Source organism: Streptomyces pyxinae (assembly GCF_024756275.1).
GTDB lineage: Bacteria > Actinomycetota > Actinomycetes > Streptomycetales > Streptomycetaceae > Streptomyces > Streptomyces pyxinae.
On record NZ_JANUGQ010000007.1, the window covers coordinates 239,002 to 263,340 of the forward strand.

The following is a 24,339-nucleotide window of genomic DNA, read 5'->3' on the forward strand; positions in this document are numbered from 1 at the left end:
AGGGGACTGCTCGGTGAGGTGGGGGCGCGGGCGCGCGGGAGACCGCGCGGACGGGGCCGGGGCTCCAGCGGTGCCCGCGGTGGTCCTTCGAGCTTTCCACTCCCGCGCGGTGCCGTCCATACGGCGGACATCCGGCCGCCGCCCGCCCGTCATCGGCCGCCTGCCCGGCCGCCGCCCGCCCGTCACCGGCCCCCTGCCCGTCCCCGGCCGGCCGTCACCCGGCCCTGCCCGTCACCGCCCGCCCGTTCCCGGCCAATCGTCATCGGCCGCCTGGCTGCCCGTCCCCGGCCGGCGGTCCGGATGCCGGGGCCGTACGGTCAGGGCCGCGCGAGGTCCGGTGGGGTCCGGCGCCGGGGGCCGGGCCCCGGGCATGGCCGGTACCGGCGCCGGGGCGTGGTGCCCGGCGGTGGCGGCCGGGCGGGCGTGGCTACGATGGGCCAGCCGGTGGCCGTAGGGGCCGCGCGGCCCACCGACCCCTCGGGAAGGCCATGCTGAACAAGTACGCGCGTGCGTTCTTCACGCGTGTTCTCACGCCGTTCGCCGCGTTTCTGCTCCGGCGGGGGGTGAGCCCCGACGCCGTCACGCTCGTGGGAACGGCCGGTGTGGTGGCGGGCGCGCTGGTCTTCTTCCCGCGCGGCGAGTTCTTCTGGGGCACCATCGTCATCACCCTCTTCGTCTTCTCCGACCTGGTCGACGGCAACATGGCCCGGCAGGCCGGGGTCTCCAGCCGCTGGGGAGCCTTCCTGGACTCCACGCTGGACCGGGTCGCGGACGGGGCGATCTTCGGCGGCTTCGCGCTCTGGTACGCGGGCCGGGGCGACGACAATGTGCTCTGCGCGGTCGCGATCTTCTGCCTGGCCAGCGGCCAGGTGGTCTCGTACACCAAGGCGCGCGGCGAGGCCATCGGACTGCCGGTGGCGGTCAACGGACTGGTCGAGCGCGCCGAGCGGCTGGTGATCTCGCTGGTCGCGGCGGGTCTGGCCGGGCTGCACGGCTTCGGCGTGCCCGGCATCCAGATCCTGCTGCCGATCGCGCTCTGGATCGTGGCGGCCGGCAGTGCGGTGACGCTCGGCCAGCGGGTGGTGACGGTACGGCGGGAGGCCGCCGAGGCGGACGCGGCCGCCACTCAGGGGAAGGCGGTCTGATGGGGGACGCACGGGACCGGCTCACCGACGGTCTGTACGGGCTCGGCTGGGGCGCGGTGAAGAAGCTGCCCGAGCCGGTGGCGGCCGGGCTCGGCCGGCGGATCGCCGACACGGCCTGGCGGCGGCGCGGCAAGGGTGTCCTGCGGCTGGAGTCGAACCTGGCCCGGGTGGTGCCGGACGCCACCCCCGCGCGGCTGGCCGAGCTGTCCCGGGCCGGGATGCGCTCGTACATGCGGTACTGGATGGAGTCGTTCCGGCTGCCGGTCTGGAGCGAGGAGCGGGTACGCGCCGGATTCGACCCGCAGGACGTGTACCGGCTGACCGAGGGGCTCGTGGCCGGGAAGGGCGTCGTACTCGCGCTTCCGCACCTGGCCAACTGGGACCTGGCCGGGGTCTGGGTGACCCGGGCGCTCGGGGTGCCGTTCACCACCGTCGCGGAGCGGCTGAAGCCCGAGACGCTGTACGACCGGTTCGTCGCCTACCGGGAGTCGCTCGGCATGGAGGTGCTGCCGCACACCGGCGGCTCCGCCTTCGGCACGCTGGCCCGGCGGCTGCGCGCGGGCGGCCTGGTCTGCCTGGTCGCCGACCGGGACCTGTCCTCCTCCGGCGTGGGCGTCAAGTTCTTCGGAGAGACCGCGCGGATGCCGGCCGGCCCGGCGATGCTGGCCCAGCAGACCGGGGCGCTGCTGCTGCCGGTGACCCTCTGGTACGACGACTCGCCGGTGATGCGGGGGCGGGTGCACCCGGCGGTGGAGGTGCCCGAGACCGGGACCCGCGCCGAGAAGACCGCCGCCATGACCCAGGAACTGGCCGACGCCTTCGCCACCGGCATCGCGGACCACCCGCAGGACTGGCACATGCTCCAGCGGCTGTGGCTGGCGGACCTGGACGGGCCGCCGGGCGGGGCGGGGCGGTCCGGCGCGCCGGGCCCGGCCGGCGGGCCGGGTGCGGTGGGCCCGTCGGGTGCCTCCCGTCCGGCTGGTGGGTCGGGTGCGCCGGACCCGTCGGGTCTTTCGGATCCGGCCGGTCCGGCCGGTACGTCCGGTCCGTCGGGTGACTCTGGTCCGGCCGGTGCGTCCGGTGCGCCGGGGGCCTCCGGTGGCTCCGCCCCGGGGGAGCGTGCCTCGTGAGGATCGGCATCGTCTGCCCGTACTCCTGGGACGTGCCGGGTGGCGTCCAGTTCCACATCCGGGACCTGGCCGAGCATCTGATCGGCGGCGGCCACGAGGTGTCGGTGCTGGCCCCCGCCGACGACGACACCCCGCTGCCGCCGTACGTGGTCTCGGCCGGCCGGGCGGTCCCGGTGCCGTACAACGGCTCGGTGGCCCGGCTGAACTTCGGTTTCCTGTCGGCGGCCCGGGTGCGGCGGTGGCTGCGCGAGGGCACCTTCGACGTCATTCACATCCATGAGCCGGCCTCGCCGTCGCTGGGCCTGCTGGCCTGCTGGGCGGCGCAGGGGCCGATCGTCGCCACCTTCCACACCTCCAATCCGCGCTCCCGGGCCATGATCGCCGCCTATCCGATCCTCCAGCCGGCGCTGGAGAAGATCAGCGCCCGGATCGCGGTGAGCGAGTACGCCCGCCGGACCCTGGTGGAGCACCTGGGCGGTGACGCGGTGGTCATCCCGAACGGCGTGGACGTCGACTTCTTCGCCGGGGCCGAGCCCAAGGCGGAGTGGCAGGGCGGCACCCTGGGCTTCATCGGCCGCATCGACGAGCCACGCAAGGGGCTGCCGGTGCTGATGCGGGCGCTGCCGCGCATCCTGGAGGCCCGCCCGGACACCCGGCTGCTGGTGGCCGGCCGGGGCGACGAGGAGGAGGCGGTCGCCTCGCTGCCGGCCGGGATGCGCGGCCGCGTCGAGTTCCTGGGCATGGTCAGCGACGAGGACAAGGCCCGGCTGCTGCGGAGCGTCGACGTCTATGCGGCGCCCAACACCGGTGGCGAGAGCTTCGGCATCATCCTGGTCGAGGCCATGTCGGCGGGCGCCCCGGTGCTCGCCAGCGACCTGGACGCCTTCGCCCAGGTGCTGGACCAGGGCGCGGCCGGGGACCTGTTCGCCAACGAGGACGCCGAAGCGCTGGCCGCCGCCGCCGTCCGGCTGCTCGGTGACGCCGACCGGCGCGCCGGGCTGCGCGAGCGGGGCAGCGCCCATGTGCGGCGCTTCGACTGGTCCACGGTGGGCGCCGACATCCTGGCCGTGTACGAGACGGTGACCGACGGCGCCGCCTCCGTCGCCGAGGACGACCGCGCCACCGGCCTCCGCGCCCGCTGGGGCCTGGTCCGCGACTGAGCACGGCCGGGCTCGGGGGGCCTGGACTCCGGCCCGCTTCCGGGGGCTTCGGGGCCCGGTCCTGGCCGCGTTCGGGGGCTCCGGGGCCCGGTCACGGCCGAGCGTTCGGGGGCCCGGTCCCGGTCTCGTTCACGCGGTTTCGGGGGCTCCGGCGCCCGACTCCGATCTCGGGCCCGGGCCCGGTCCCGGCTCCGGTCACGCGTTTCCGGGGCCCCGGGTGCCGGGCGGTCGGTGCCCGTCCGGCGGCCCGAGGGTCGGGGCCGGTCCGGCGCTTTCCGGCGACCGGACGCCCGGTGCTCGGGCGGCCGGGGGACCGGCTCCGGTGCCCGGTGCTCAGGTGGCCGGGAAACGGCTCTGGTGCCCGCTGCCCGCTGCCCGCTGCCCGCTGCCTCAGGTGATCGGGTGCTCGATGAGGGTGACCCGGTTGCCGTCCGGGTCGGTGACCGGGGCGAACCGCACCCGGTCCTTCCCCGGCGCCACCGGTCCCGCGGTGATGCCCCGGTCGGCCAGCTCCGCCAGCGCCCGGTCCAGATCGGGCACCACCAGGTTCAGCAGCGTCCGCCCGGCGTGCTCCGGGTCCTGGAAGACCTGGAGCCAGCCGCCCGGCGTGAGGTGCCAGTCCGCCAGCCCCGCCATCGGCCGGGCGTCGGCGGGGCGGCCGAGCAGCCGCTCGTAGAAGGCCACCGCCGCCTCGATCTCCCGTACCGGCGCGACCGCCAGCACATGCGTCACCGACATGACCGTCAGTCCTTTCCGTTCCATTCGTCCCACCCTCTCCGCTCCGTCTCCCCGCCCATGGACGACCGGTCCGGTACGGAGAACTCATCGCCCGGGAGATCTCCGGTCCTTCCCGGCCGGTCATGCCCAGGGCGAACACCCGCCCCGGGCCCGTGCGTCCGGCGGCAGCATGAGGCGCATGACCGCCACCGTCCACCGACTCGATCTCGGCTACTTCCTCCGTCCCGCCGATGAGGCGGAGGAGGACCATCCACGCGCCGAACCGGTCCTCGCCTACCTGGTCCGGCACCGGGCCGGAACGCTGCTCTTCGACACCGGCGTCGGTGGCGGCGATCCGGCGGCCGAGGCGCACTACCGGCCCCGCCGCCACGATCTGGCGGATCGGCTGGCCGCCGCCGGGACCTCGCTCGGCTCCGTCGACCTGGTGGTCAACTGCCATCTTCACTTCGACCACTGCGGCGGCAATCCCCTGCTCGCCGGCCGCCCGGTCCTGGTCCAGCGCACCGAGCTGGCCGCCGCCCGGGCCGACGGGTACACCATCGACGCCCTGGTCGACTTCCCGGGCGCCCGGTACGAGGAACTGGACGGCCCCGCCGAGATCTGGCCGGGTGTCCATGTGGTGCCCACGCCCGGCCACACCGAAGGTCACCAGTCGCTGGTGGTGGCGGGGCCGGACGGCGCGACCGTGCTGGCCGGGCAGGCCCACGACTTCGCCTCGCACTTCGCCTCCGCCGAGATGGCCCGGCGCGCGGCCCTGGACCCGGGCCGCCCCGGCACCGGCGGCCCGCGTCCAGGGCCGTACCCGGGCTGGCTCGACACGCTCGCCGGCTTCCGTCCGCGCCGGGTGCTCTTCGCCCATGACCGGTCGGTGTGGGAAGGCACCCTCCCGGCGCCCCGGTAGCCTTGCCGCCCGTGATCGAAACCTTCATCTGGATCGTCGCCGCCCTGTGCGCGATCGGCCTGTACCTGAGCTGGACCGCCGGCCGGCTGGACCGGCTGCACGCCCGGATCGACGCCGCCCGCGCCGCGCTCGACGCCCAGTTGCTGCGCCGCGCCTCGGTCGCCCAGGAGCTGGCGACCTCGGGGATGCTCGACCCGGCGGCCTCCATCGTGCTCTACCAGGCGGCGCACGCGGCCCGGCAGGCCGAGGAGGACCAGCGGGAGGTCGCGGAGAGCGAGCTGAGCCAGGCGCTGCGCGCGGTCTTCGGGGAGCCGGAGCAGATGGAGGCGGTGCAGGAGGCGCCCGGCGGCGAGGAGGCGGCCGGGGAGCTGGCGGCGGCGGTCCGGCGGGTGCCGATGGCCCGGCGCTTCCACAACGACGCGGTACGCGCCGCCCGGGCGCTGCGCCGGCACCGGAAGGTCCGCTGGTTCCGGCTGGCCGGGCACGCTCCGTTCCCGATGGCCTTCGAGATGGACGACGAACCGCCCGTCGCCCTCGCCGCCCGCCCGGGCGGCTGAGCGGGGCGGCCCGGCGCCGGGCCGTAACCCGCCGGGTGGGCCGCACGCCCCGGTGGCGCGGAGGGCGGCTTGGCGGAGCGGAGGACGAGGGGCGCGGAGGGCCGGTGGAGCGCCGGCCGGTGGGCGGCGGACCGGCGGAGCCGGCGGCGGCGCGGACGACCGGCGACCGGCGGAGGCCCGGCCACCGGGCCCGAGCCCGGGAACCGCACCCCCGCCCCAGGGGCCACCGACGCCACGGGGCCTCCCCCGACCCGCCCGCCCCAGGCGTCCCGATACGGGCGCTGAGCTGCGGGTTCCCCGTGCGTTCGGTCACACCCGGCGGCCGGAAAACGAGCCACCGGCTCACCATTGGCCCTTGCCCCGGACCGGTCCGCCCCGGTTACCTCACGGTTGACGAAAACCCCGTTCTTCCGAGTGAGGTCCCTCCATGTCCAGCACCACCTCCCCGCAGACGCCCGAGACCGGCACCGCGCGCGTGAAGCGCGGCATGGCGGAGCAGCTCAAGGGCGGCGTCATCATGGACGTGGTCAACGCCGAGCAGGCGAAGATCGCCGAGGACGCCGGCGCGGTGGCCGTGATGGCCCTGGAGCGGGTCCCGGCGGACATCCGCAAGGACGGCGGCGTGGCCCGGATGTCCGACCCCAACATGATCGAGGAGATCATCGAGGCGGTCTCCATCCCGGTCATGGCCAAGTCCCGGATCGGCCACTTCGTGGAGGCCCAGGTCCTCCAGTCGCTCGGCGTCGACTACATCGACGAGTCCGAGGTCCTCACCCCGGCCGACGAGATCAACCACTCCGACAAGTGGGCGTTCACCACCCCCTTCGTCTGTGGCGCCACCAACCTGGGCGAGGCCCTGCGCCGGATCGCCGAGGGTGCGGCGATGATCCGCTCCAAGGGCGAGGCCGGCACCGGCAACGTGGTCGAGGCCGTCCGCCACCTGCGCCAGATCAAGAACGAGATCGCCAAGCTGCGCGGCTTCGACAACAACGAGCTGTTCGCCGCCGCCAAGGAGCTGCGCGCCCCCTACGAGCTGGTCAGGGAGGTCGCGGAGCTGGGCAAGCTGCCGGTCGTCCTCTTCTCGGCCGGCGGTGTGGCCACCCCGGCCGACGCCGCGCTGATGCGCCAGCTCGGCGCCGAGGGCGTCTTCGTGGGCTCCGGCATCTTCAAGTCGGGCGACCCGGCCAAGCGCGCCGCCGCCATCGTGAAGGCCACCACCTTCTACGACGACCCGAAGATCATCGCGGATGCCTCCCGCAACCTGGGCGAGGCCATGGTCGGCATCAACTGCGACACCCTGCCCGAGGCCGAGCGCTACGCCAACCGGGGCTGGTAATGACCTCCGGTACCCCGCTGATCGGCGTCCTGGCCCTCCAGGGCGACGTACGCGAGCACCTGATCGCCCTGGCCGCGGCGGACGCCGTGGCCAGGCCGGTCCGGCGCCCCGAGGAGCTGGCCGAGGTCGACGGCCTGGTCATCCCGGGCGGCGAGTCCACCACCATCTCCAAGCTGGCCGCGCTCTTCGGGCTGCTGGAGCCGCTGCGGGAGCGGATCGCCGCCGGGATGCCGGTCTACGGCACCTGCGCCGGTCTGATCATGCTCGCGGACAAGATCCTCGACCCCCGCTCCGGCCAGGAGACCCTGGGCGGCATCGACATGATCGTCCGCCGCAACGCCTTCGGCCGCCAGAACGAGTCCTTCGAGGCCGCGGTCGCGGTCACCGGGGTGGACGGCGACCCGGTGGAGGGCGTCTTCATCCGGGCCCCCTGGGTGGAGTCGGTGGGCGCGTCCGTGGAGGTCCTCGCGGAGCACGAGGGCCACATCGTCGCCGTACGGCAGGGCAACGCCCTCGCCACCTCCTTCCACCCCGAGCTGACCGGCGACCACCGGCTGCACGCCCTGTTCACCGGGATGGTGCGGACCGCGACGGCGCGGACGGCGGCGTGACGCGATCCCGGTAGGATCACTCGGGTTCGTATCGACAAGGGTTACGCGAAGGAGACAGGCAGATGTCCGGCCACTCTAAATGGGCTACGACGAAGCACAAGAAGGCCGTGATCGACGCCAAGCGCGGCAAGCTCTTCGCGAAGCTCATCAAGAACATCGAGGTCGCGGCCCGCACCGGCGGTCCGGACCCGGAGGGCAACCCGACGCTCTTCGACGCCATCCAGAAGGCGAAGAAGCAGTCCGTCCCCAACAAGAACATCGACTCCGCCGTCAAGCGGGGCGGCGGTCTCGAGGGCGGCGGCGTCGACTACGAGACGATCATGTACGAGGGTTACGGCCCGAACGGTGTCGCGGTGCTCATCGAGTGCCTCACCGACAACCGCAACCGCGCCGCCTCCGACGTCCGGGTCGCCATGACCCGCAACGGCGGTTCGATGGCCGACCCGGGTTCGGTCTCGTACCTCTTCAACCGCAAGGGCGTCGTGATCGTCCCCAAGGGCGAGCTCTCCGAGGACGATGTGCTCGGCGCGGTCCTGGAGGCGGGCGCCGAGGAGGTCAACGACCTCGGTGAGTCCTTCGAGGTGCTCAGCGAGGCCACCGACCTGGTCGCCGTCCGCACCGCGCTCCAGGAGGCCGGGATCGACTACGACTCGGCCGAGGCCAACTTCGTCCCGACCATGCAGGTCGAGCTGGACGAGGAGGGCGCGCGCAAGATCTTCAAGCTGATCGACGCGCTGGAGGACAGCGACGACGTGCAGAACGTCTTCGCCAACTTCGACGTCTCCGACGAGGTGATGGAGAAGGTCGACGCCTGATCCCGGGTGCCGCCTGATCCCGGGCGATGCCTGGCTCCGGGCGCCGGCCCGTCCGCACGGCGGACGGTCTCGGGTGCCCGCCCGCACGGCGTCCGACGCGGCGGGCCGACGGACTGATCCGTCGGCCCGCCGCGTCGTCGTTCCCCGTCGTCGTCCCCCTGCCGTCCTGCCGCCGCCGCCCCCTGCCACCCGTCTCCGGGCACTCCGCGGGGCCGTGTCGCGGGCGGTGCGGTGCGCCGTTGTCGGTCCCGGCCGATAGCCTGCGGCACACAGATGAAACACCTGAACGAACTGGGCCGGAGAGCCGGGGGAGGGGCGGAATGCGCGTGCTCGGGGTGGATCCGGGGCTGACCCGGTGCGGTGTCGGCGTCGTAGAGGGCGTCGCGGGCCGCCCGCTGACCATGCTGGGCGTCGGGGTGGTGCGCACCCCCGCCGACGCCGAGACCGGCCACCGGCTGGTCGCGATCGAGCGCGGCATAGAGGAGTGGCTCGACCGGTACGAACCCGAGCGGGTCGCCGTGGAGCGGGTCTTCAGCCAGCACAATGTACGGACCGTGATGGGCACCGCCCAGGCCAGCGCGGTCGCCATCCTCTGCGCCTCCCGGCGCGGCATCCCGGTCGCCCTGCACACCCCCAGCGAGGTCAAGGCGGCCGTGACCGGCAGCGGGCGGGCCGAGAAGGCGCAGGTCGGTGCCATGGTCACCCGGCTGCTGCGGCTCGCGGCCCCGCCCAAGCCGGCCGACGCGGCCGACGCCCTGGCCCTCGCCATCTGCCACATCTGGCGCGCCCCCGCGCAGAACCGCCTCCAGCGAGCCGTCGCCGCGCACCAGGCGGCCACGGCCCGGCCCGCGGCGGCGGTCGGCCGCCGGACAGCGGTGGCGCCCCCGGCGGTGGCCGCCCGCCGGCCGCCGAGCACCGGCCAGTCACCCGGCACCGATCAGCCACCGGCCACCGCCCTGCCGCCGGGCACCGATCAGCCACCGGCCTCTCCCCGAACACCTCAGGGAACACCTCAGGCGGGCCGTCAGGCGGCACCGGCCGCCGCCCCGCACGTCCCGGACGCATCGAAAGGCCGTACGTCATGATCGCCTTCGTGAGCGGCCCGGTCGCCGCCCTCGCCCCCACCACCGCGGTGATCGAGGTCGGTGGCGTCGGCATGGCCGTGCAGTGCACCCCCGACACCCTCTCCGGCCTCCGGATCGGGCAGGAGGCGAGGCTCGCCACCTCCCTGGTGGTCCGGGAGGACTCGCTGACCCTGTACGGCTTCGCCGACGACGACGAGCGCCAGGTCTTCGAGCTGCTCCAGACCGCCAGCGGCGTCGGCCCCCGGCTCGCCCAGGCGATGCTGGCCGTGCACCGCCCGGACGCGCTGCGCCGCGCGGTGGCCACCGGGGACGAGAAGGCGCTCACCGCCGTGCCCGGCATCGGCAAGAAGGGCGCCCAGAAGCTGCTGCTCGAACTGAAGGACCGGCTCGGCGCACCGCTCGGCGCCGCCGCCGGCCAGGGCATCGGGGCGCCCGTCACCGCCTCCTGGCGCGACCAGCTGCACGCGGCCCTGGTCGGCCTGGGGTACGCCACCCGGGAGGCCGACGAGGCGGTGGCCGCCGTCACCCCGCAGGCCGAGGCCACCGAGGGCACCCCCCAGGTCGGCACCCTGCTCAAGGCCGCTCTCCAGACCCTCAACCGCACCCGCTGAGTGTCCGGCCCGGGCCGAACACCGGCACCGCGCGCCGCCTCCCCCGGGACGCGACGTACGCTTTCGCTCCGTCCACCCCGGAGGGCGCGCGACACGCTTTCGCTCCACCGGTCCCGCCGGGGCCGCACCTCGTGGCCTCGCGGACGGATCGCCACGCGCGAGCCCGCTCCCCACCCTGGAGGGAATGCAACACCCTGGAGGGACCGCGACGCCCCTGGAGGGACCGCGACACCCCAGGAGGGACCGCAACGGACGCCGCGCCCGGCCCGGCATCCGGCCCTCCCGTCCGACCGCCGGCAGACCACCGGGGAGCCGCCCCACCGGGCGACCCCGGCCACCCGTACCCGTCCGAGACCCGAAGGCGAACCACCGTGAACTGGGACGACCCCGCGACCACGAGCGACGACACCGCCGCCGAGCGGCTGGTCGGCGCCTCCGCCGACGGCGAGGACCAGGCCGTCGAGGCGGCGCTGCGGCCCAAGTCCCTGGGCGAGTTCGTGGGCCAGGAGCGGGTCCGCGAGCAGCTCGACCTGGTGCTGCGGGCCGCCCGCGCCCGGGGCGCCACCGCCGACCATGTGCTGCTCTCCGGCGCCCCCGGCCTGGGCAAGACCACCCTCTCCATGATCATCGCCGCCGAGATGGGCGCCCCGATCCGGATCACCTCCGGCCCCGCCATCCAGCACGCCGGGGACCTCGCCGCCATCCTCTCCTCGCTCCAGGAGGGCGAGGTGCTCTTCCTGGACGAGATCCACCGGATGTCCCGGCCCGCGGAGGAGATGCTCTACATGGCGATGGAGGACTTCCGGGTCGACGTGGTGGTCGGCAAGGGCCCCGGCGCCACCGCCATCCCGCTGGAGCTGCCCCCGTTCACCCTGGTCGGCGCCACCACCCGGGCCGGGCTGCTGCCGCCGCCGCTGCGCGACCGGTTCGGCTTCACCGCGCACATGGAGTTCTACGCCCCCGCCGAGCTGGAGCGGGTGGTGCACCGCTCCGCCTCGCTGCTCGACGTGGAGATCGACACCGAGGGCGCCGCCGAGATCGCCGGCCGCTCCCGGGGCACCCCCCGGATCGCCAACCGGCTGCTGCGCCGGGTCCGGGACTACGCCCAGGTCAAGGCGGACGGCGTGATCACCCGGTCCATCGCGGGCGCCGCGCTCGGCGTCTACGAGGTGGACGACCGGGGGCTCGACCGGCTGGACCGGGCGGTCCTCCGGGCCCTGCTGAAGCTCTTCAACGGTGGACCGGTCGGACTCTCCACCCTGGCGGTGGCGGTGGGAGAGGAGCGGGAGACCGTCGAGGAGGTGGCCGAGCCCTTCCTGGTCCGGGAGGGCCTGCTCGCCCGGACCCCGCGCGGCCGGGTCGCGACCCCCGCCGCCTGGGCGCACCTCGGCCTGGTTCCCCCGCAGGCGGGCGGCGCCGGAGCCGGCCAGCAGGGTCTCTTCGGGGCATGACGCGGGGCGTTTCGCGGGGCGCGACATCCGGTGGCGGCGGGGCATGACGGCGGGGAGAGTCGCCCGGGGCGGAACCCCGGTGCCATGCTGAGCGTTGTTCCAACGATGCGGACTCGCCTAGACTCCGCCGATGCCGACCCTGCGGGGCCGGTGTACCCACCCCCGAAGACCAGGCCGCGGTGTTCCGCGTCCGTGCGAAGGATTTCCGTTCCGTGACTAACGTCTTCTCCTTCCTTCCGTTCATCGTCCTCATCGGGGCCATGTTCCTGATGACCCGCTCCGCCAAGAGGAAGCAGCAGCAGGCGGCGCAGATGCGCAATGAGATGCAGCCCGGCACCGGCGTACGGACGATCGGGGGGATGTACGCCACCGTCAAGGAAGTCGGCGACGACACCGTTCTGCTGGAAGTCGCGCCCGGCGTTCACGCGATCTACGCCAAGAACGCGATCGGCGCCGTCCTGGACGACGCCGAGTACAACCGGATCGTGCACGGCGAGGAGCCGGCCGACGAGACCGCCGCCGAGACGCCGGCCGTTCCGGACGACGCCTCCTCGCTCGTCGAGCCGGTCGACCCGGTCCGCCAGCTGGAGGCCAAGGAGGCCGCCGACGGCGCGGCCGAGCCGAAGGACGGCCCGGCCGGCCCGGCGAAGAAGGCCGACCTCACCAAGCAGACCGAGACCGACTCGGCCGGCCCCGTCGCCGGGGAGACGACCGAGGGCACCACCGGCAAGACCGAAGGCCCGACCGGTACCACCGGCAAGGCCGAGGGCGGCACCGAGGCGAAGTGACGCACCGCCGGGGACCGGGGACGCCGACCGGCGTCCCCGGTCCCCGGCCGGGGTTCACCTCGCGGGGGAGCGTCCCCACATCATTTCGTGGCCGCCCCGGGCACACCCGGCCCGGGGCGGTTGGACAGGGAGAATCGACAAGGTGGCAGCACCGAAGAAGGGCCGCGGGCCCTCGGGGGGCCAGGGCAGGCCGGGGCGGACCCTGGCACTGATCCTGATCGCGATGGCCGCGCTCACCGGCGCCATGTTCTGGTCCGGGGACACCACGCCCCGCCTGGGCATCGACCTGGCGGGCGGCACCACGATCACGCTCAAGGCGTCCCCCGAGCCGGGGCAGAGCCAGAGCGCGGTCAACCAGACCAATATGGCCACCGCGGTCGGCATCATCGAGCGGCGGGTCAACGGCCTGGGTGTCTCCGAGGCCGAGGTCCAGACCCAGGGCGAAGAGAACATCATCGTCAACATCCCCAAGGGAGTGGACGAGGAGCAGGCCCGCAAGCAGGTCGGCACCACCGCCCAGCTCTACTTCCGGCCCGTGCTGAACGTGGCCGGCAGCGAGCCGGCCCAGCCCACCCCCTCGGGCAGCCCGTCGCCCTCGGGCAGCGCCTCCCCTTCGAAGAGCCCCGCTCCCGGCGCCTCGGCCGGCGGCGACAAGGCGGACCCGCCGGCGGCCGGCGCGCCCTCGCCGAGCACCACCGCCCAGGGCCGCCCGGTCCCGGCCGGTCTCCAGAAGGCGCCCTCCCCGAAGGCCTCGCCCTCCACCGCCCCGTCCGGCGCCCCCTCGGCGCCCACCACCCCGGGCGCCACCACCCCCGCCCCCGACGCCAAGCTCCAGCAGCAGTTCACCGCGCTCAACTGCGCCGACGACAAGCAGCGCGGCAAGGTCGGCAAGGCGCGGCCCCAGGACTCCGTCGTGGCCTGCAGCAAGAACAGCTCCGGCCAGTGGGAGAAGTACCTCCTCGGCCCGGCCGAGCTGAACGGCAAGGACGTCGACGACGCCAAGGGCGTCATCGACCAGCAGTCCGGCCAGTGGATCGTCCAGATGGACTTCACGAACGAGGGCTCGAAGAAGTTCCAGAAGATCACCAGCAAGCTGTCGCAGCAGCCCTCGCCGCAGAACCAGTTCGGCATCGTGCTGGACGGCGAGGTCGCCTCCGCGCCGTACGTGCGCGAGACGCTGAGCGCCCGCGCCCAGATCAGCGGCAACTTCACCCAGCAGTCCGCCCAGGACCTGGGCAACATCCTCAGCTACGGCGCGCTGCCGCTGACCTTCCGCGAGGAGAGCGTCACCACCGTCACCGCCGCGCTCGGCGGTGAGCAGCTCCGGGCCGGTCTGATCGCCGGCGCCATCGGTCTCGCCCTGGTCATCATCTACCTGGTGGCCTACTACCGGGGTCTGGCGCTGATCGCCATCCTCTCGCTGCTGGCCTCGGCGGTGCTCACCTACACCCTGATGTCCCTGCTCGGCCCGGCCATCGGCTTCGCGCTCAACCTGCCGGCGGTCTGCGGTGCCATCGTCGCGATCGGTATCACCGCCGACTCGTTCATCGTCTACTTCGAACGCATCCGGGACGAGATCCGGGAGGGCCGCACCCTCCGCCCGGCGGTGGAGCGCGGCTGGCCGCGCGCCCGCCGTACCATCCTCGTCTCCGACTTCGTCTCCTTCCTCGCCGCCGCGGTGCTGTTCATCGTCACCGTCGGCAAGGTGCAGGGCTTCGCGTTCACCCTCGGCCTGACCACCCTCCTCGACGTGGTGGTGGTCTTCCTCTTCACCAAGCCGCTGATGACGCTGCTGGCGCGGACGAAGTTCTTCGGCGGCGGCCACCCGTGGTCCGGACTGGACCCCAAGCGCCTGGGCGTCAAGCCCCCGCTGCGCCGCTCCCGCCGTGTCTCCGCCCCCATCGACCCGAAGGAGGCGTGAGATGTCCAAGCTCGGCAGTCTCGGCGCCCGGCTCTACCGCGGCGAGGTCGGCTACGACTTCGTGGCCAAGCGGAAGATCTGGTACGCGATCTCGATCCTGATCACCATCACGGCCATCGTCGGCCTGGCGGTGCGCGGCCTCAACATGGGCATCGAGTTCAAGGGCGGCGCGGTCTTCACCACCGACCGCACCTCCGTCTCGGCGGCCAAGGCGGAGCAGCTCGCGGAGGAGGCGTCCGGCCACGACGCCATCGTCCAGAAGCTCGGCACCGGCGGGCTGCGCATCCAGGTCTCCAGCCTGGACACCCAGAAGGCCAACCAGGTCAGGGAACAGCTCGCCACCGACCTGAAGGTCCCGTACAAGGAGATCAACACCGAGCTGGTCGGCCCCAGCTGGGGCGAGCAGATCGCCAACAAGGCATGGACCGGTCTCGGCGTCTTCATGGTGCTGGTGGTCATCTATCTGGCGATCGCCTTCGAGTGGCGGATGGCGCTGGCGGCGCTGATCGCCCTCATCCACGACCTCACCATCACCGTCGGCATCTACGCCCTGGTCGGCTTCGAGGTCACCCCGGGCACCGTGATCGGTCTGCTGACCATCCTCGGCTACTCGCTCTACGACACCGTGGTGGTCTTCGACGGCCTCAAGGAGAGCAGCAAGGGAATCACCAAGCAGACCCGCTGGACCTACGGCGAGATCGCCAACCGCAGCCTCAACGGCACCCTGGTCCGGTCGATCAACACCACCGTGGTGGCCCTGCTGCCGGTCGCCGGTCTGCTCTTCATCGGCGGCGGCTTCCTCGGCGCCGGCATGCTGAACGACATCTCGCTGTCGCTCTTCGTCGGTCTCGCCGCCGGCGCGTACTCGTCCATCTTCATCGCCACCCCGCTGGTCGCGGACCTCAAGGAGCGCGACCCGCAGATGAAGGCGCTGCGCAAGCGGGTGCTCGCCAAGCGCGCCCAGGAGGCCGCCAGGGCGGAGACCGCCGGCGCGGACGACGCCGGGCGCACCGGGGAGGAGCCGGGGGCCGAGGAGACCGACGGTGCCGCCGCCGGCGCGATGGTCGGCCAGCGCCGCCAGCCCAGCCGGGGCCGGGGGCGGCGCCGGTGACCGCCGCGGACACCCGCGAGGCGGCCACCCGTGAGCTGGTGCTCGGCCGCATCCGGGACGTCCCGGACCACCCGAAGCCGGGGGTGGTGTTCAAGGACATCACTCCGCTGCTCGCGGATCCGGAGGCGTTCACCGCGCTCACCGACTGGTTCGCCGGGCTCTGCGTCCGGCACGGTGCCACCAAGGTCGTCGGCCTGGAGGCGCGCGGCTTCATCCTGGCCGCCCCGGTCGCCGTCTCGGCCGGCCTCGGCTTCGTCCCCGTCCGCAAGGCCGGGAAGCTGCCCGGCGCCACCCTGGGCCAGGCGTACGACCTGGAGTACGGCTCCGCCGAGATCGAGGTGCACGCCGAGGACCTGGCCGCCGGTGACCGGGTGATGGTCATCGACGACGTGCTCGCCACCGGCGGCACCGCCGGGGCCTCGCTGGAGCTGATCCGCCGGGCCGGCGCCGAGGTCGCGGGCGTCGCCGTCCTCATGGAGCTGGGCTTCCTGGGCGGGCGGGCCCGGCTGGAAACCGCCCTCGGCGGAGCGCCGCTGGACGCGCTGATCGCGATCTGACCGCCGCCGGGCCGGCAGGGCCGCCTCCGGCGCGGTGACTCCGGCACCGGCCCCGGTGCCGACCAGCCGCAGGTCGGGGCGGCGCCCGGCGCGGATCGGACACCGGACGGCCGCCGGATATCGGCCACTGGAACGGGCACCCGGGGAACACCGGGTGCCCGTTCCGCGTTGTGCGGGACCCGGCTCCGCCGCCCGGGGGACGATTCCCGGCCACTTCTGGGGCGAGCGGGGCACCCGGAGGTCAGTACCATGGGGTTCCGGGCCTGACCGGGGGACCCGGACCCGCACGAGGAGCGCTCTTGCCAGACGAGGCCCAGCCACTCTCCGCCGCGCAGCCCGACCAGCGGGCCGACAGGACCGCGGCGGCCCCAGCCACGCCCCGGAACACGCCGGCGGAGACCCGGCCGAAGCCCGCGGCACCGCAGCGCGCCCAGGGCCCCGCCCCGGTCACCGCACCCAAGCCCACCCCGCCGTCGGCGGCCCGGGGCGGCGGCTCCTCCAGCCGGGTGCGGGCGCGTCTCGCGCGGCTCGGGGTGCAGCGCTCGTCGCCGTACAACCCCGTCCTGGAACCGCTGCTGCGGATAGTGCGCGGCAACGACCCCAAGATCGAGAGCGCCACGCTCCGCCAGATCGAGAGCGCCTACCAGGTCGCGGAGCGCTGGCACCGGGGGCAGAAGCGCAAGAGCGGCGACCCCTACATCACCCATCCGCTCGCCGTCACCACCATCCTGGCCGAGCTGGGCATGGACCCGGCGACCCTGATGGCCGGGCTGCTCCACGACACCGTGGAGGACACCGAGTACGGGCTGGACGCCCTCCGCAAGGACTTCGGGGACCAGGTGGCGCTGCTGGTCGACGGCGTCACCAAGCTGGACAAGGTCAAGTTCGGCGAGGCCGCCCAGGCCGAGACGGTCCGCAAGATGGTCGTCGCCATGGCCAAGGACCCCCGGGTCCTGGTCATCAAGCTGGCCGACCGGCTCCACAACATGCGCACCATGCGCTATCTCAAGCGGGAGAAGCAGGAGAAGAAGGCCCGCGAGACGCTGGAGATCTACGCCCCGCTCGCCCACCGGCTGGGCATGAACACCATCAAGTGGGAGCTGGAGGACCTCGCCTTCGCGATCCTCTACCCCAAGATGTACGACGAGATCGTCCGGCTCGTCGCGGAGCGGGCGCCCAAGCGGGACGAGTACCTGGCCATAGTGACCGACGAGGTCCAGAGCGACCTGCGGGCGGCCCGGATCAAGGCCACCGTCACCGGCCGGCCCAAGCACTACTACAGCGTCTACCAGAAGATGATCGTCCGCGGCCGGGACTTCGCGGAGATCTACGACCTGGTGGGCATCCGGGTGCTGGTCGACACGGTCCGCGACTGCTACGCCGCCCTCGGCACCGTCCACGCGCGATGGAACCCGGTCCCCGGCCGGTTCAAGGACTACATCGCGATGCCGAAGTTCAACATGTACCAGTCGCTGCACACCACGGTGATCGGCCCCAACGGCAAGCCGGTCGAGCTGCAGATCCGCACCTTCGACATGCACCGCCGCGCCGAGTACGGCATCGCCGCGCACTGGAAGTACAAGCAGGAGGCGGTCGCCGGAGCCTCCAAGGTGCGCAGCGACGCGCCCCGGACCACCGGCAAGGACGACCACCTCAACGACATGGCGTGGCTGCGCCAGCTGCTGGACTGGCAGAAGGAGACCGAGGACCCGGGCGAGTTCCTGGAGTCGCTCCGCTTCGACCTCTCCCGCAACGAGGTCTTCGTCTTCACCCCCAAGGGAGACGTCATCGCGCTGCCCGCCGGGGCGACGCCGGTCGACTTCTCCTACGCGGTGCACACCGAGGTCGGCCACCGGACCATAGGAGCCCGGGTCAACGGGCGGCTGGTGCCGCTGGAGTCCACCCTCGACAACGGCGACCTGGTGGAGGTCTTCACCTCCAAGGCGCCCGGCGCCGGACCCTCCCGGGACTGGCTGGGCTTCGTCAAGTCCCCCCGGGCCCGCAACAAGATCCGCGCCTGGTTCTCCAAGGAGCGCCGGGACGAGGCGATCGAGCAGGGCAAGGACTCCATCGCGCGGGCCATGCGCAAGCAGAACCTGCCGATCCAGCGCATCCTGACCGGCGACTCGCTGGTCACCCTGGCGCACGAGATGCGCTACCCCGACATCTCCTCGCTCTACGCGGCGATCGGCGAGGGCCATGTCGCCGCCCAGGGCGTGGTGCAGAAGCTGGTGCAGGCGCTCGGCGGCGAGGAGGCCGCCAAGGAGGACGTCGCGGAGTCGGCGCCGCCCTCGCGCGGCCGGTCCAAGCGGCGTTCCAGCGCCGACCCGGGCGTGGTGGTCAAGGGTGTCGAGGACGTCTGGGTGAAGCTGGCCCGCTGCTGTACGCCGGTACCGGGCGATCCGATCATCGGCTTCGTCACCCGGGGCAGCGGTGTCTCGGTGCACCGCGCCGACTGCGTCAACGTGGACTCGCTCTCCCAGCAGCCGGAGCGGATCCTGGACGTCGAATGGGCGCCCACCCAGTCGTCGGTCTTCCTGGTCGCCATCCAGGTGGAGGCGCTGGACCGGTCCCGGCTGCTCTCCGACGTCACCCGGGTCCTCTCCGACCAGCACGTCAACATCCTGTCGGCGGCGGTGCAGACCTCCCGCGACCGGGTGGCCACCTCCCGGTTCACCTTCGAGATGGGCGACCCCAAGCACCTCGGCCATGTGCTCAAGGCCGTGCGGGGCGTGGAGGGCGTCTACGACGTCTACCGCGTGACCTCGGCCCGCCGCCCGTAGCCGCCCGACGCGGGGCCGCGCGTCGGCCCCGAGGCCGCCCGACGGCAGCCTTGAGGCTGCCAGGCGCCGGGTTCTGAGGCCGGCCGACGGCACCCCGAGACCGCCCGACGGCAGCGGCGAGGTCGCCCGGCGCCGGCCACGGGGCGTCCGGCGCCGACCACGAGGTCGGTCGGCACCGGTCCGAGGCCGTCCGACACCGGCTCGGAGGCCGTTCTGCCCCGGGCCCGAGGCCCTCGGACGGCCGGCCCCGAGGCCGCCAGGCGCCGGGGTCATGAGACCGTCGGACGGCACCCCGAGGCCGTCCGACGGCAGCGGCGAGGTCGTCCGGCACCGGCCACGAGGCGTCCGGTGCCGACCACGAGGTCGGTCGGCACCGGGCCCGGCCGTTCGGCGCCGAGGCGGCCCGACGCCGGACATGAGGCCGCCAGGCGCCGGGTTCTGAGGCCGCCCGACGGCAGCGGCGAGGTCGCCCGGCGCCGGCCACGGGGCCGTCCGACGCCGACCACGAGGCCGCCCTGCCCCGGTCCGAGACCGCCCGACGCTGGCCCCATGGCCGTTCTGCCCCGGGCCCGAGGCCCTCGGACGCCGGCCCCGAGGCCGCCCGGCAGCGGCCATGAGGCCGCCGGGCGCCGGGTTCTGAGGTCGGCCGACGGCACCCCGAGACCGCCCGACGGCAGCGGCGGGGTCGCCCGGCGCCGGGCCCGTGGCCGTACGACGGCGGCCATGAGACCGTCCGGCGCCGTCCACGGCCGGAAGGCCGTGGACGGCGCCGACCACGGGGCCTGCGGCACGCGGCACGCGAAAGGGGCCTCCCGTACGGATCCGTACGGGAGGCCCCTTTCGCGTACCACCTGAGCGGAAGGCTCAGCCGCCGAACTCCTCCAGGCCCTTCAGCGCCTGGTCCAGCAGCGCCTGCCGGCCCTCCAGCTCACGCGCCAGCTTGTCGGCCTTGGCGTCGTTCCCGGCCGCGCGGGCGGTGTCGATCTGCTTCTGGAGCTTGTCCACCGCCTCCTGGAGCTGACCGGTCAGCCCCGCCGCCCGGGCGCGCGCCTCCGGGTTGGTGCGGCGCCACTCCGTCTCCTCGGCGTCCTGGATCGCCCGCTCCACCGAGTGCATCCGGCCCTCGACCTTCGGCCGGGCGTCGCGCGGGACATGGCCGATGGCCTCCCAGCGCTCGTTGATGGAGCGGAAGGCCGAACGCGCCGCCTTCAGATCCGTCACCGGCACCAGCTTCTCCGCCTCGGCCGCGAGCTCCTCCTTCAGCTTGAGGTTCTCGGTCTGCTCGGCGTCCCGCTCCGCGAAGACCCCGCTGCGGGCGGCGAAGAACACGTCCTGGGCGCCGCGGAAACGGTTCCACAGGTCGTCCTCGTGCTCGCGCTGGGCCCGGCCCGCCGCCTTCCAGTCCGCCATCAGCTCGCGGTACCGCGCGGCCGTGGCGCCCCAGTCGGTGGAACCCGACAGCGACTCGGCCTCGGCGACCAGCCGCTCCTTGGTCTGCCGGGCCTGCTCGCGCTGGGCGTCCAGCGCGGCGAAGTGGGCCTTGCGCCGCTTGGAGAACGCCGACCGGGCGTGCGAGAACCGGTGCCACAGCTCGTCGTCCGACTTGCGGTCGAGCCGGGGCAGGCCCTTCCAGGTGTCCACCAGCGCCCGCAGCCGCTCGCCGGCCGACCGCCACTGCTCGCTGGCGGCCAGCTCCTCGGCCTCCGTGACCAGCGCCTCCTTGGCCGCCCGGGCCTCGTCGGTCTGCTTGGCCTTCTGGACCTTGCGCTCCTCGCGGCGCGCCTCCACCGTCCCGGTCAGCTCGTCGAGCCGCTTGGCGAGCGCGGCCAGGTCGCCCACCGCGTGGTGCTCGTCCACCTGGTGCCGGATGTGCTCGATCGCGGCCTGGGCGTCCTTGGCCGACAGATCGGTGGTCTTCACGCGCTTCTCGAGGAGGCCGATCTCGACCACCAAGCCCTCGTACTTGCGCTCGAAGTAGGCCAGCGCCTCCTCGGGAGTACCGGCCTGCCACGATCCGACGACCTGCTCGCCGTCGGCTGTACGCACGTACACGGTGCCCGTCTCGTCGACGCGGCCCCACGGGTCGCTGCTCACAGCGCCTCCTCCACATGATGCCGGCGGGGGTCCCCCCGGACATCGTCCACAGTTTCCTCGGGCGGGCCCGGCCCGCCCCGCACTACGCCAATCTAGGCGACCGGCCGCCCGGCTGTCCGCAGTCAGCGCGACCGAATTCTCCGGTTCCGGGAGCGGCCCCGGGAGCCCGGCTCAGGAGGTGGTCACCGTGGCCTTCTCGATGGTGACCGCCTTCTTGGGGGCGCCGTCGCCGGCCCCGCCCTCCACACCGCCCTTCGCCACCTCGCGGACCGCCGCCAGACCGGCGGCGTCCATGGTCCCGAACGGGGTGTACGTGGGCGCCAGCCGGGTGTCCTGGTAGACGAGGAAGAACTGGCTGCCGCCGGAGTTGGGCTGTCCGGTGTTGGCCATCGCCACGGTGCCCGCCTTGAAGGTGACCCGGCCGTCCGTCCCGGCCTTGCCGAGCGCGCCCAGGTTCTCGTCCGGGACGGTGTAGCCGGGGCCGCCGCTGCCGGTGCCCTGCGGGTCGCCGCACTGGAGGACGAAGATCCCCTGCGTGGTCAGCCGGTGGCACTTGGTCCCGTCGAAGAACTTCTTGTCCGCGAGATGCTTGAAGGAGTTGACCGTGTGCGGGGTCTTCGCCGGGTCCATGGCGACGGCCACGTCCCCGTGATCGGTCTTCAGCGTCATGGTGTACTTCGCGGACTTGTCGACGGTCATCGCCGGCTCGCCCCCGGTGCTCGCGTCCGGCGACGGGCTGCCGGCGGCGCTGTCGGCGCTGCTGGTGCCGTCGGTCTTCTTGTCGCCGTCGCCGTCGAAGAGACCCACCGAGGCGTACGCCGCCGCCCCGGCGACCACCACCACGGCCAGCGCGGCGGCGATGATCGCGTTGCGCCGCCTGGCCTTCTTCCGGGTCTCCTCGCGCCGCTGCCGCTGGCGCTCGAACTTCTCCCTGGCGAGCTGGCGCCGCCGCTGATCGCTGCTGACCACCGGGTCTTCTCCTCGTGACTGGGCGACTGACTGGGCCGTTCCCCTCCGGACGACCGGGCCGCCGGCCGGGCCGGATTCCCGGCCGGGCGGGTGTGCCCCGTACCGTATACGGGTTGGCTGTGTGCCGATCAGCGCCGGTAGGCTCTGGTCCGCCGCATTTCCTCCGCCGGACCGGACGGACCGGGTTCCGTACCCGGGCTCCGGGCACCGGCCCGCATCCCGAGTGCCGGACGACCACCAAGGAACGATCGTGCTCATTGCCGGGTTCCCCGCCGGGGCCTGGGGGACCAATTGCTATCTGGTCGCCCCCGCCGCCGGTGAGGAGTGCGTGATCATCGACCCGGGTCACCGGGCCGCCGAGGGCGTCGAGGAGACGCTCCGGAAGCACCGGCTGAAGCCGGTCGCCGTGGTGCTCACGCACGGCCACATCGACCATGTGGCCTCGGTCGTCCCGGTCTGCGGCGCCCATGAGGTGCCCGCCTGGATCCACCCCCGCGACCGCTACATGATGAGCGACCCGGAGAAGGCGCTCGGGCGGTCCATCGGGATGCCGCTGATGGGCGAGCTGACCGTGGGGGAGCCGGACGACCTCCGCGAGCTGAACGACGGCGCCACCCTGGAGCTGGCCGGTCTGGAACTGTCCGTCGCGCACGCGCCCGGTCATACCAAGGGGTCGGTGACCTTCCGGCTGCCCGAGGCGGCGGACATCCCGTCCGTCCTCTTCTCGGGCGACCTGCTCTTCGCCGGCTCCATCGGACGCACGGACCTGCCGGGCGGCGACATGGACGACATGCTCCGGTCGCTCGCCCGGGTGTGCCTGCCGCTCGACGACTCGACCGTGGTCCTCTCCGGCCACGGCCCCCAGACCACCATCGGCCGTGAGCGGGCCGCCAACCCCTATCTGCGGGACGTGGCCGCCGGCCCCGGGAGCACGGACGCTCCCCGACGAGGAATGTGACAGAGAAAGCGCTGTGAGTACCTTCCAGGCCCCCAAGGGCACCTACGACCTGCTGCCGCCCGACTCGGCGGTCTACCTCGCCGTCCGCGAGGCCATCGCCGCGCCGCTGCGGAACTCCGGCTACGGCTACGTGGAGACCCCCGGCTTCGAGAACGTCGAGCTGTTCGCGCGCGGGGTGGGCGAGTCCACCGACATCGTGACCAAGGAGATGTACGCCTTCGAGACCAAGGGCGGCGACCGGCTGGCGCTCCGCCCCGAGGGCACCGCCTCCGTGCTGCGCGCCGCCCTGGAGGCCAACCTCCACAAGGCCGGCAACCTGCCCGTCAAGCTCTGGTACTCGGGCTCCTACTACCGCTACGAGCGTCCGCAGAAGGGCCGCTACCGCCACTTCTCGCAGGTCGGCGCGGAGGCGATCGGGGCGGAGGACCCGGCGCTCGACGCCGAACTGATCATTCTGGCCGACCAGGCGTACCGCTCGCTCGGCCTGCGGAACTTCCGCATCCTGCTGAACTCGCTGGGCGACAAGGAGTGCCGTCCGGTCTACCGGGACGCCCTCCAGGACTTCCTGCGCGGGCTCGACCTGGACGAGGACACCCGCCGCCGGATCGAGATCAACCCGCTCCGGGTGCTCGACGACAAGCGCGCCGAGGTGCAGAAGCAGCTGACCGGCGCCCCGCTGCTGCGGGACTACCTGTGCGACGCCTGCAAGGGCTACCACGCGGAGGTACGCGCGCTGCTGACGGCGGCGGGCGTCGCCTTCGAGGACGACGAGAAGCTGGTCCGGGGCCTGGACTACTACACCAGGACCACCTTCGAGTTCGTCCACGACGGCCTCGGCTCGCAGTCCGCGGTGGGCGGCGGCGGCCGCTACGACGGGCTCTCCGAGATGATCGGCGGCCCGGCGCTGCCCTCGGTGGGCTGGGCGCTGGGCGTGGACCGCACGGTGCTGGCCCTCCAGGCCGAGTCCGTCGCCCTGGAACTGCCGGCCGCCACCAGCGTCTACGCCGTACCGCTCGGGGAGGAGGCCCGCCGGGTGCTGTTCGGCCTGGTCACCGAGCTCCGCAGGGCCGGGGTCGCGACCGACTTCGCGTACGGCGGCAAGGGGCTGAAGGGCGCCATGAAGAACGCCAACCGCAGCGGCGCCCGGTACGCGCTGGTCGCCGGCGAGCGGGACCTCGCCGAGGGGGTCGTCCAGCTCAAGGACATGGAGACCGGCGAGCAGCAGGCGGTCGCCCCGGCGGACCTGCTGCCGGTGCTCCGGGCGAAGCTGGGCTGAGCCCGGCCGGCCCCCGGCGGAGCCGCCGGACGGAGGACCAAGGGCCCGGACGCCGCCGCGCGTCCGGGCCTTTCGGCCTTTCCCGGCCCGCACAGGAAATCCGAACAACTCCCTTACCCCGCCGTGCGGCAGAATGTGCGGTGCTCCGGCGTTGACACCCGGGGGCCGAGCGGACCGTCCCGGGTGCCGGCGGCACCCGGTGGCCCGGGGCGACCCGGGCGACCCCCGGACCACCCCCTACGGACCCAGGCGAGGGAACGGCCGATATGACGACGACAGCAGCGGTGGACCGGAAGACCCCGGACCGGGCGCCCTCGGGCACCGGTGCCGGGCGGGGGTTGT

At 73.6% G+C, this 24,339-nt stretch carries 20 protein-coding genes and 1 pseudogene; 18 read left to right on the forward strand and 3 right to left on the reverse strand.

Annotated features, from left to right (window positions below; genetic code table 11):
• Nucleotides 1-488: 488 nt before the first annotated feature.
• The 3 genes from pgsA to NX801_RS11365 are packed head-to-tail and all read left to right on the forward strand — an operon-like array spanning nucleotide 489 to nucleotide 3,435.
• Nucleotides 489-1,145, forward strand: coding sequence for a phosphatidylinositol phosphate synthase (gene pgsA, locus NX801_RS11355; protein WP_258787254.1), 657 nt, complete (start codon nucleotides 489-491; stop codon nucleotides 1,143-1,145).
• Nucleotides 1,145-2,275, forward strand: a complete 1,131-nt coding sequence (locus tag NX801_RS11360) for a phosphatidylinositol mannoside acyltransferase (protein WP_258787255.1) — start codon at nucleotides 1,145-1,147, stop codon at nucleotides 2,273-2,275. The genes pgsA and NX801_RS11360 overlap by 1 nt, the downstream gene beginning before the upstream one ends.
• Complete coding sequence (locus NX801_RS11365) at nucleotides 2,272-3,435, forward strand: glycosyltransferase family 4 protein (RefSeq protein ID WP_258787256.1); 1,164 nt, start codon at nucleotides 2,272-2,274, stop codon at nucleotides 3,433-3,435. Before NX801_RS11360 ends, NX801_RS11365 begins: the two co-directional genes overlap by 4 nt.
• A 390-nt stretch (nucleotides 3,436-3,825) precedes the next feature.
• On the opposite strand, the gene NX801_RS11370 is transcribed toward NX801_RS11365, so the two are convergent.
• A complete protein-coding gene (locus tag NX801_RS11370) occupies nucleotides 3,826-4,173 on the reverse strand; it encodes a VOC family protein (RefSeq protein ID WP_258787257.1) in 348 nt (115 codons plus the stop codon).
• 169 nt (nucleotides 4,174-4,342) lie between these two features.
• Here NX801_RS11370 and NX801_RS11375 point away from each other — a divergent pair, with 169 nt between their 5' ends.
• From NX801_RS11375 to NX801_RS11435, 13 genes and pseudogenes are all read left to right on the forward strand, one after another.
• Complete coding sequence (locus tag NX801_RS11375) at nucleotides 4,343-5,074, forward strand: N-acyl homoserine lactonase family protein (RefSeq protein ID WP_258787258.1); 732 nt, start codon at nucleotides 4,343-4,345, stop codon at nucleotides 5,072-5,074.
• 11 nt (nucleotides 5,075-5,085) lie between these two features.
• Nucleotides 5,086-5,631, forward strand: coding sequence for a LemA family protein (locus NX801_RS11380; protein ID WP_258787259.1), 546 nt, complete (start codon nucleotides 5,086-5,088; stop codon nucleotides 5,629-5,631).
• Nucleotides 5,632-6,058: 427 nt separating this feature from the next.
• Nucleotides 6,059-6,967: a pyridoxal 5'-phosphate synthase lyase subunit PdxS gene (gene pdxS, locus NX801_RS11385; RefSeq protein WP_258787260.1), complete on the forward strand. Its 909-nt coding sequence runs from the start codon at nucleotides 6,059-6,061 to the stop codon at nucleotides 6,965-6,967.
• Entirely contained in the window at nucleotides 6,967-7,578 is a 612-nt protein-coding gene (pdxT, locus tag NX801_RS11390) for a pyridoxal 5'-phosphate synthase glutaminase subunit PdxT (protein ID WP_258787261.1), read from the forward strand. The genes pdxS and pdxT overlap by 1 nt, the downstream gene beginning before the upstream one ends.
• 62 nt (nucleotides 7,579-7,640) lie before the next feature.
• Complete coding sequence (locus tag NX801_RS11395) at nucleotides 7,641-8,393, forward strand: YebC/PmpR family DNA-binding transcriptional regulator (RefSeq protein ID WP_258787262.1); 753 nt, start codon at nucleotides 7,641-7,643, stop codon at nucleotides 8,391-8,393.
• Between the two features lie 320 nt (nucleotides 8,394-8,713).
• Nucleotides 8,714-9,280, forward strand: a pseudogene (gene ruvC, locus NX801_RS11400) (crossover junction endodeoxyribonuclease RuvC); the annotation flags it as partial.
• Between the two features lie 194 nt (nucleotides 9,281-9,474).
• Entirely contained in the window at nucleotides 9,475-10,089 is a 615-nt protein-coding gene (gene ruvA, locus NX801_RS11405) for a Holliday junction branch migration protein RuvA (RefSeq protein WP_258787264.1), read from the forward strand.
• Between the two features lie 371 nt (nucleotides 10,090-10,460).
• On the forward strand, nucleotides 10,461-11,540 hold the full coding sequence (gene ruvB, locus NX801_RS11410; RefSeq protein ID WP_258787266.1) for a Holliday junction branch migration DNA helicase RuvB: 1,080 nt from the start codon (nucleotides 10,461-10,463) through the stop codon (nucleotides 11,538-11,540).
• Between the two features lie 212 nt (nucleotides 11,541-11,752).
• Nucleotides 11,753-12,328, forward strand: coding sequence for a preprotein translocase subunit YajC (yajC, locus tag NX801_RS11415; protein WP_258787267.1), 576 nt, complete (start codon nucleotides 11,753-11,755; stop codon nucleotides 12,326-12,328).
• A 142-nt stretch (nucleotides 12,329-12,470) separates the two neighbouring features.
• Nucleotides 12,471-14,249 (forward strand): protein translocase subunit SecD, encoded by a 1,779-nt coding sequence (secD, locus tag NX801_RS11420; protein WP_258787269.1) that lies wholly within the window; start codon nucleotides 12,471-12,473, stop codon nucleotides 14,247-14,249.
• A 1-nt stretch (nucleotide 14,250) separates the two neighbouring features.
• Complete coding sequence (gene secF, locus NX801_RS11425) at nucleotides 14,251-15,360, forward strand: protein translocase subunit SecF (protein WP_258787271.1); 1,110 nt, start codon at nucleotides 14,251-14,253, stop codon at nucleotides 15,358-15,360.
• The gene (locus NX801_RS11430; protein WP_258787273.1) at nucleotides 15,357-15,917 is read left to right on the forward strand and encodes an adenine phosphoribosyltransferase; all 561 of its coding nucleotides are present in this window, start codon (nucleotides 15,357-15,359) and stop codon (nucleotides 15,915-15,917) included. Before secF ends, NX801_RS11430 begins: the two co-directional genes overlap by 4 nt.
• 299 nt (nucleotides 15,918-16,216) lie before the next feature.
• Complete coding sequence (locus NX801_RS11435) at nucleotides 16,217-18,700, forward strand: RelA/SpoT family protein (RefSeq protein ID WP_258787275.1); 2,484 nt, start codon at nucleotides 16,217-16,219, stop codon at nucleotides 18,698-18,700.
• 864 nt (nucleotides 18,701-19,564) lie between these two features.
• Here the strand turns inward: NX801_RS11435 and NX801_RS11440 are convergent.
• Both NX801_RS11440 and NX801_RS11445 read right to left on the reverse strand, forming a co-directional pair.
• Nucleotides 19,565-20,794 (reverse strand): DUF349 domain-containing protein, encoded by a 1,230-nt coding sequence (locus NX801_RS11440; RefSeq protein WP_258787277.1) that lies wholly within the window; start codon nucleotides 20,792-20,794, stop codon nucleotides 19,565-19,567.
• 171 nt (nucleotides 20,795-20,965) lie between these two features.
• Entirely contained in the window at nucleotides 20,966-21,763 is a 798-nt protein-coding gene (locus tag NX801_RS11445) for a peptidylprolyl isomerase (RefSeq protein WP_258787279.1), read from the reverse strand.
• Between the two features lie 250 nt (nucleotides 21,764-22,013).
• On the opposite strand from NX801_RS11445, the gene NX801_RS11450 reads away from it, so the two are divergent.
• Both NX801_RS11450 and hisS read left to right on the forward strand, forming a co-directional pair.
• Nucleotides 22,014-22,721, forward strand: coding sequence for an MBL fold metallo-hydrolase (locus NX801_RS11450; protein WP_258787281.1), 708 nt, complete (start codon nucleotides 22,014-22,016; stop codon nucleotides 22,719-22,721).
• A gap of 13 nt (nucleotides 22,722-22,734) precedes the next feature.
• Complete coding sequence (gene hisS, locus NX801_RS11455; RefSeq protein ID WP_258787282.1) at nucleotides 22,735-23,997, forward strand: histidine--tRNA ligase; 1,263 nt, start codon at nucleotides 22,735-22,737, stop codon at nucleotides 23,995-23,997.
• Nucleotides 23,998-24,339 lie beyond the last annotated feature (342 nt).

What these genes read in the sequence shown, in the direction of transcription:
- pgsA (WP_258787254.1), top strand. Translation starts at nt 489, where the DNA reads ATGCTGAACAAGTACGCGCGTGCGTTCTTCACGCGTGTTCTCACGCCG.
- NX801_RS11360 (WP_258787255.1), top strand. Translation starts at nt 1,145, where the DNA reads ATGGGGGACGCACGGGACCGGCTCACCGACGGTCTGTACGGGCTCGGC.
- NX801_RS11370 (WP_258787257.1), bottom strand. Translation starts at nt 4,173, where the DNA reads ATGTCGGTGACGCATGTGCTGGCGGTCGCGCCGGTACGGGAGATCGAG.
- NX801_RS11375 (WP_258787258.1), top strand. Translation starts at nt 4,343, where the DNA reads ATGAGGCGCATGACCGCCACCGTCCACCGACTCGATCTCGGCTACTTC.
- pdxS (WP_258787260.1), top strand. Translation starts at nt 6,059, where the DNA reads ATGTCCAGCACCACCTCCCCGCAGACGCCCGAGACCGGCACCGCGCGC.
- pdxT (WP_258787261.1), top strand. Translation starts at nt 6,967, where the DNA reads ATGACCTCCGGTACCCCGCTGATCGGCGTCCTGGCCCTCCAGGGCGAC.
- NX801_RS11395 (WP_258787262.1), top strand. Translation starts at nt 7,641, where the DNA reads ATGTCCGGCCACTCTAAATGGGCTACGACGAAGCACAAGAAGGCCGTG.
- ruvA (WP_258787264.1), top strand. Translation starts at nt 9,475, where the DNA reads ATGATCGCCTTCGTGAGCGGCCCGGTCGCCGCCCTCGCCCCCACCACC.
- secF (WP_258787271.1), top strand. Translation starts at nt 14,251, where the DNA reads ATGTCCAAGCTCGGCAGTCTCGGCGCCCGGCTCTACCGCGGCGAGGTC.